The 6,866-nt window shown below is 70.9% G+C and carries 6 protein-coding genes and 1 pseudogene; all 7 read right to left on the bottom strand.

Annotated elements, in window-relative coordinates; genetic code table 11:
* A pseudogene (locus ACIPSJ_RS48040) lies at positions 1 to 101 on the bottom strand (electron transfer flavoprotein subunit beta); the annotation flags it as partial.
* A gap of 41 nt (positions 102 to 142) precedes the next feature.
* Positions 143 to 889: a GntR family transcriptional regulator gene (locus tag ACIPSJ_RS48035; protein WP_401356019.1), complete on the bottom strand. Its 747-nt coding sequence runs from the start codon at positions 887 to 889 to the stop codon at positions 143 to 145.
* The gene (locus ACIPSJ_RS48030) at positions 882 to 2,048 is read right to left on the bottom strand and encodes an acyl-CoA dehydrogenase family protein (RefSeq protein ID WP_359213605.1); all 1,167 of its coding nucleotides are present in this window, start codon (positions 2,046 to 2,048) and stop codon (positions 882 to 884) included. The genes ACIPSJ_RS48035 and ACIPSJ_RS48030 overlap by 8 nt, the downstream gene beginning before the upstream one ends.
* Positions 2,049 to 2,318: 270 nt before the next feature.
* Positions 2,319 to 2,585: a hypothetical protein gene (locus tag ACIPSJ_RS48025; RefSeq protein WP_359213602.1), complete on the bottom strand. Its 267-nt coding sequence runs from the start codon at positions 2,583 to 2,585 to the stop codon at positions 2,319 to 2,321.
* Positions 2,586 to 2,637: 52 nt separating this feature from the next.
* Entirely contained in the window at positions 2,638 to 4,071 is a 1,434-nt protein-coding gene (locus ACIPSJ_RS48020) for a FadD3 family acyl-CoA ligase (protein ID WP_359213599.1), read from the bottom strand.
* A 19-nt stretch (positions 4,072 to 4,090) separates the two neighbouring features.
* Positions 4,091 to 5,266 carry an amidohydrolase family protein gene (locus tag ACIPSJ_RS48015; RefSeq protein WP_401356016.1) on the bottom strand — a complete coding sequence of 392 codons (1,176 nt, stop codon included), beginning with the start codon at positions 5,264 to 5,266 and terminating at the stop codon, positions 4,091 to 4,093.
* A gap of 38 nt (positions 5,267 to 5,304) precedes the next feature.
* Positions 5,305 to 6,840, bottom strand: coding sequence for an AMP-binding protein (locus ACIPSJ_RS48010; protein WP_401356013.1), 1,536 nt, complete (start codon positions 6,838 to 6,840; stop codon positions 5,305 to 5,307).
* Positions 6,841 to 6,866: the final 26 nt, after the last annotated feature.

Below are 6,866 nucleotides of genomic sequence, written 5' to 3'. Positions count from 1 at the left end.
CCGTCCACGTCGTCACGGTCGACGGTCAGGTCATCGGCGAAGTGCCGGTCGCCAGTGGCGTCGGGCACGTACTTCACAGTGACAACGATCCTCAGACTCAAGGTTCCTTCTCCTCAACGGTGTTGGGCGGGTGGGGCGGGTATCACCGGCCGCTGCGCCGCAGCCGCACGCGGTACGAGTAGTGCTCGGGCAGGAAGTGGCTGATGGCGAGTTCGACGGCCTGCCCGGCGACGGTCTGGTAGACGCGGTCGACGCGCAGCAGGGCACGCCCCGGTTCGCAGCCCAGGTGCCGGGCGATGTCCGGGGCGGCCTCGGCGACGGTGATGCTCTGTTCCGCCTCGCCGATCGGTTCCGGCAGCCGCTGGTCGAGCAGGCCGATGACGGTGAGCGCGTTGGGTGTGCCCGGCAGCGTCAACTCGGTGACCGGCTCCAGGAGTCGGCCGACCGAGGGCGGCAGCCAGACCGAGGTGTGGCAGAACGCGACGTCCTCGTGCAGCCGGAGGAACGCCAGCTTGTGCACCCGGTCCGTACGCAGGCCCAGCCGGCCCGCCGCGTCGACGTCGACCCGCCGGTGCAGCGGTGTGACGACGTCCATACGGGTGTCGATGGACAGCCCCATCAGGTCGTCCACCGAGCCGAACTGCCGTAGGTACTGTTCCTCCCGGGGCGTGGTGAACGTCCCGCGTCCCGGCACCCGGTACACCAGCCCCTCCGTGACCAGGTCCTGGAACGCCCGCCGCACCGTCTGCCGGCTCACTCCGTACGTCCCGGCGAGCTCGGCCTCGGTCGGCAGCCGCACCCCGTCCGGGTAGTCGTGCCGCAGCACGGCGGCCCGCAGCTCCCGCGCGAGCCGGAAGTAGGCGCTCTCGCGCTGCTGCTGCTCAGCCATCGAGACCGCCTCTGGCCACCAACTGGGCGGCGATCACGTTCCGTTGGATCTCGTTGGTGCCCTCGCCGACGATCATCAGCGGCGCGTCACGGAAGTACCGCTCCACATCGAACTCGGTGGAGTAGCCGTAGCCGCCGTGGATCCGTACGGCGTCGAGCGCGATCTCCATGGCCGTCTCGGACGCGAACAGCTTGGCCATGCCCGCCTCCATGTCGACCCGCCGTCCGGCGTCGGCCTCCCGGGCGGCGTGGAGGGTCAGCTGGCGGGCGGCCGTGAGCCTGGTCGCCATGTCGGCGAGGCGGTGGCCGATCGCCTGGTGGCGCCAGATGGGCTTGCCGAAGCTCTCGCGCTCCTGCGCGTACCGCAGCGAGTCCTCCAGGGCGGCCCGTCCCACACCCAACGCCCGTGCGGCGACCTGTAGTCGGCCGGTCTCCAGCCCCTTCATCATCTGGGCGAAGCCCTGTCCCTCCCGGCCGCCCAGCAGCGCGTCGACGGGCGTCCGGTAGTCCTCGAAGGACAACTCGCAGCTCTCCACGCCCTTGTAGCCGAGCTTGGGAAGATCACGCGAGACGACCAGACCCGGGCCGTGCTCGGCCAGCAGGATCGAGATGCCCCGGTGGCGCGGCTCGGCGGCGGCATCGGTCTTGCAGAGCAGCGCGATCAGGCCGGCGCGACGGGAGTTGGTGATCCAGGTCTTGGATCCGTTCACGACGTACGCGTCGCCCTCGCGGTGTGCGAGCGTCGTGATCGCCTGGAGATCGGAACCGCCGCCCGGCTCCGTGAGCGCCATGGTCGCTCGCGTCTCGCCGGTGGCCAGCCGGGGCAGATAGCGGCGCTTCTGCTCCGCGGTGCCGTACAGCAGCAGGAGCTTGGCGACGACCGTGTGCCCGCCCATCGCCCCGGCCAGGCTCATCCAGCCCCGCGCGAGCTCCTCGGTGACCAGGACGAAGCAGGGCGTGGAGACGGGGTTGCCGCCGTACTCCTCCGGGATCGCGAGGCCGTAGACGCCGAGTTCCTTCATCCGGTCGATGAGGTTCCCGGGGTAGGTGTCGGCGTGCTCCAGTTCCCGGACGACGGGCCTGACGTCCTTGTCGACGAACTCGCGCACCGTGCGCACGACGAGCCGCTCGTCGTCGGGCAGCAGGTCCAGAGCGCTCATCGGAAGGGTCTCCACATCCGTCGCGGGGGCCGGGTTCTCCGCGCGGCCGACTGATCCACTGTTCAGATTTGTACGGCCAAATCCGCGGCCATGTCAACGACCCCGGTACGGCTACGACCTGTGCCCTTCCGCACTCCCGGGATGTGCCGCGGACCACACCCGCGCCCGGCGTGGGATTTGTACGCAGCGATCCGGGGCCCTCGAAGCGCCACACGAGTGCGACCACTCCGAGCGGCCCCGGATGCGAAGGAAGCTTTCTTCAGGCAGCCGTCAGGCCTCGCGGCTCGGATCGCACAGCACCATGACCGCGCGGGCGACGAGTTCGCCCGCCCCGCCGAGTTCCTGGCGGTAGCGGCCCGTGATGCCGCGTACGGTCTCCGCGAAGGCCGGATCGGCGGCGCGGGCGCGGGCCGGGGCCGGGAGTTCCTGGGCCATCGCGCGGCGCCGGGCGAGAAGCGCGATGATCTCGTCGTCGAGGCGCTCCAGCCGGGCCAGTGACAGGTCCGCCGTCGGGCCGGCAGTGCGGTGCGTCGTCACGAGAGATCTCCGTTCTCCAGGGCGGGAACCCGGTCGCGGTTCCCGTCTGCCTTCATCGCAGTAGGTCCTTCATCACTTTGCCCGTGGCGTTGAGCGGCAACTCCTCGCGGAACTCCACGGACCGGGGCACCTTGAACCCGGCCATGCGCTCGCGGCTCCAGGCGATCAGCTCCGCCTCGGTCACCGGCCCGTGCCGCACCACGAACGCCTTGCCGACCTGCCCCATGCGCGGGTCCGGCACGCCGATCACCGCGACCTGTGCCACGGCGGGGTGCCGCAGCAGGAAGCCCTCGATCTCCGCCGGGTAGGCGTTGAAGCCGCCGACCAGGAACATGTCCTTCTTGCGGCCCACGATCCTCAGGTGTCCCCGGCCGTCCAGGGTGCCGAGGTCGCCGGTGTGCAGCCAGCCGTCCTCGTCCACGGTCTCGGCGGTCGCCTCCGGGTCGTCGAGATATCCGCGCATCACGCTGTAGCCGCGCACCAGCACCTCCCCGTCGTCGGCGACGCGGATCTCCACGCCGTCGCAGGGGGTGCCGACGGTGGTCGCGATGTCCTCGAAGGAGTCGCCGGGGCGGGAGGCGGTCACCGTGCCGGCCTCCGAGAGGCCGTAGCCGGTCATGATCGAGCGGAAGGGGAGTTCCTCGCTGATCCGGCGGATGAGTTCGACGGGGATGTCGGCCGCGCCGGTGACGGCGCAGCGCAGGGAGGACAGGTCCCGGCCGCCCTTGGCCCGGGCCTCCAGGAGGGAGTGGTAGAGGGTCGGCGGGCCCGGCAGCATCGTCACGCGTTCCCGCTCGACCAGGTCGAGCACCCGCTCCACGTCGAAGACCGGTACGGGCAGGATCGTGGCGCCGCGGATCAGGGAGGCGATACAGCCCGCCTTGTAGCCGAAGATGTGGAAGAACGGATTGACGATCAGGTAGCGGTCGCCCGTGCGCAGGTCGGCGAGGTCGCACCACTCCTCGTACAGGCGCAGTGTCTGGGCGTGGGTCATGAGGACGCCCTTGGGACGGCCCGTCGTCCCCGAGGTGAAGACGATGTCCGCCACGTCGTCACCGTCGACGTGCCGTTCGAGGGGCGAACCACTGTCCAGGAAGCCGGACTTGAGGTCGATCACCGGTACGCCGGGCGGTCCGGTGAACTCCAGGCCCAGGAAGCCCTGTTGGACGAGTACGGCCTTGGCTCGGCTGCGGACGACGATGTCGTGCGCCTCGGCCGCCTTGAACCGGGTGTTGACCGGGACGAGCACCCCGCCGGCGGTCAGCAGCCCGAACGCGGCCACGATCCACTCGGCGGAGTTGGGCGCCCAGATCGCCACCCGGTCGCCCCTGCCGACCCCCAGCGCGGCGAAGGCGCCCGCCGCCACCCTCACCCGCTCGGCGAGTTGGGCGAAGGTGAGGCGCAGCGGTCCGTCCACGACCGCCTCGGCGTCACCGAAGCGGTCGGCCGCGCTCAGCACCATCCGGGGGATGGTCTCCCACCTCACGAGAGAAGCCCTCTCCCGCTCACGCCGGGATCAGCCGGGACAGGTTGCCGCCCATGATCTTCGCCTGGTCCGCCGGGTCGAGCCCCTGGATGGCGTCCACGTAGGAGGTCGGCTGGGCCAGGCCCTCCGGATGCGGGTAGTCCGAGCCGAACAGCACCCGGTCGACGCCGATGAGGTCGACCAGCTCGCCCAGGTTCTCCTCGTAGAACGGGCTGACATGGATGCTGTCCTTGACGGCCTGCACCGGGTCGCCGAGGAACTGCTCCGGCATCTTCTTGTGGACGTCGGCGAGTTGGTCGAGGAGCGGGGCCACCCAGGACGAGCCGTTCTCGATGAGGGCGATCTTCAGCTCGGGGAAGCGGAACAGCGCGCCGTGGCAGACCCAGGAGGCCACCGCGTCCTGGATCGGCCGCCACTCGTTCACCTGGCGGAAGGCGTTCGACTTGAACGGCAGCATCTCGGCGGAGGTGCCCTCCCAGTCGTTGGCGTACCGGGAGTACCCGCTGTCGGAGGAGTGCATCGCGACCAGCACCCCGGTCTCCACGACCCGCCTCCAGAACGGGTCGAACTCCTCCATCGCGAAGGACCGCGAGCCGCCGTAGCCGGGCACCGGGGCGGGCCGGACGAGAATCGCCCTCGCGCCGCGCTCCACGGCCCAGTCGAGCTCCGCGATCGCCTTCTCCACGATGGGGAGGGTGATCACCGGGGTGGTGAAGATGCGGTCCTTGTAGTTGAAGGACCAGGTCGCGTGCAGCCACTCGTTGAGCGAGTGGATGACGGCGTGGATGAGCTCCGGGTGGTGGCGCATCCGCTCCTCGATGAGGCTCGCCAGCGTCGGGAACATCAGCGTGCGCTGCACCCCGAGTTCGTCGAGCAGCTCCAGGCGCGGGCCGGGTTCCCGGTAGGCGGGGATCGAGCGCATCGGCTCCCCGAAGATCTCCCGGCGGGACTTGCCGTCCGGGTTGCCGATCCGGAAGTACTCCTCCATCGCACCGGGCCGGGCGACCACCTCGAAGGTGGGGTTCGGGATGTACTCGCTGATCTGGCCGAGGATCGCGATCTTCGTACGGCCGCGGACCTGCACGTACTCGATCGCTCCCGCGTACTGCTTGGGGAGGAACCGGGTCAGCGCCTCCTCGGTCTCGTACAGGTGGTTGTCCGCGTCGAAGAGCGGGTACGGCAGCGCACGCGACATGAGACCCTCCTTTGCGATTTGAGAGAATGCTATTCTCTTCAGGTGCCTACGGCAATGTCCTGACGGAGCCGGAACTTCTGCACCTTGCCGCTCGCCGTCCGCGGGAACTCCGCGACCTGGTGCAACTCCTCCGGCCACTTCTGCCGGGCCAGCCCCGCCCGCTCGAAGTGCGCCCGCATCTCCGCCAGGCCGGGCAGCGGGTGTCCGGGCAGCATCCGCAGGAACCCGGCCGCGTGTTCGCCGAGCCGGGCGTCGGGGGCGGCGACGACCGCGGCCTCCGCGACCCCGGGCATGGCGAGGAGGATCTCCTCGACCTCCAGCGCGCTGATGTTCTCGCCGCCCCGGATGATCAGGTCCGCCTTGCGGCCGGTGATCGTCAGGTACCCGTCCTCGTCCAGCTCGCCGAGGTCGCCGGTGCGGTACCAGCCGTCCTCGTCGAACGCCCGCGCCGTCAGGGCCGGATCGGTGTAGCCGAGGCACAGGTCCGGGCCCCGGCTGAGGATCTCGCCGTCCTCGGCCAGCCGGATCTCGACACCCGGCAGCGTGGCCCCGTCCGTGAACAGCCGCTTGGGCTCCGGGGCGTCGTGCCGGGACGAGGTGATCGAGGGATGCTCGGTGCTGCCGTACGCCCGGAACACCCGGATCCCGAGGCCGGCCAGCCGGGTGGTGACGGCGGCCGGCACGGACGAGCCGCCGAGCCCCGCGTACCGCAGGTACCGCAGGTGCTCCTCGGTGAAGTCGGGGTGGTCGAGGAGGCTGGTGACGTAGTACGGCGCCCCGCCCCCGATGTGCAGCCGGTGGTCCCGCATCAGCCGCAGGGCCCCGGCCGGGTCCCAGACGTCGGTGAGGTGCACGGGGGTGCCGTCCAGGACGGGGATCAGGAACGCGTTCACCATGCCGATGAAGTGACCCACCGGGGCGGCGGTGAGCTGGCGGCCACGGTCCGGCGGGTAGCTCGCGGCGAGCTGGCGGGTCTCGTGGCCCAGGGTCCGGTGGCTGTGCACGACGCCCTTCGGGTCGCGGGTCGTGCCGGAGGTGAAGGCGATCAGGGCGGGGGCGGCCGGGTCGGCCGGAAGCGGCTCCGTGAGCGGTTCGTCGCCGAGCAGCGCGTCGAAGTCCCGGCCCACCACGCCGACCACCGGCACGTCCGCGCACAGCTCCGGCCGGAACTCCAGCCGCCCGAACCGCTCGGCGGTGACGAAGACGCGCGGCCGGACGGCGTCGAGGATGTAGCCGACCTCCTTGCGCCCGTAGAAGTGCACGATCGGCACGACCGCCGCCCCGAGGAGCGCCGAGGCCCAGAACACCGCCGCGGCCTCCATCCAGTTGGGCAGCTGGAAGGCCACCGCGTCGCCCGGCCCCACGCCCCGCTGCCGCAGACCGCCCGCCAGCCGCCGCGCGACCGCTTCGACGTCCCGGAAGGTGCCTTCCCAGGGGCGGACGGCCGAGTGCACCCGGAACTCGGTGTCCGGCGCCGCCGCCAGACCCCGGGTCAGCAGGTCACCGACCGTCTCCTCGGTCCACCAGCCCTCGGCTGCGTAACGCTCGGTCAACTCGACGGGGATCTCTCGCATCTGCGGCTACCTCCACTGCGACGGGC

Source organism: Streptomyces sp. NPDC090088, assembly GCF_044747345.1.
Taxonomy (GTDB): Bacteria; Actinomycetota; Actinomycetes; order Streptomycetales; family Streptomycetaceae; genus Streptomyces.
Note: the sequence above shows the minus strand (reverse complement) of the source record. Positions and strands in the feature narration are given on the sequence as shown.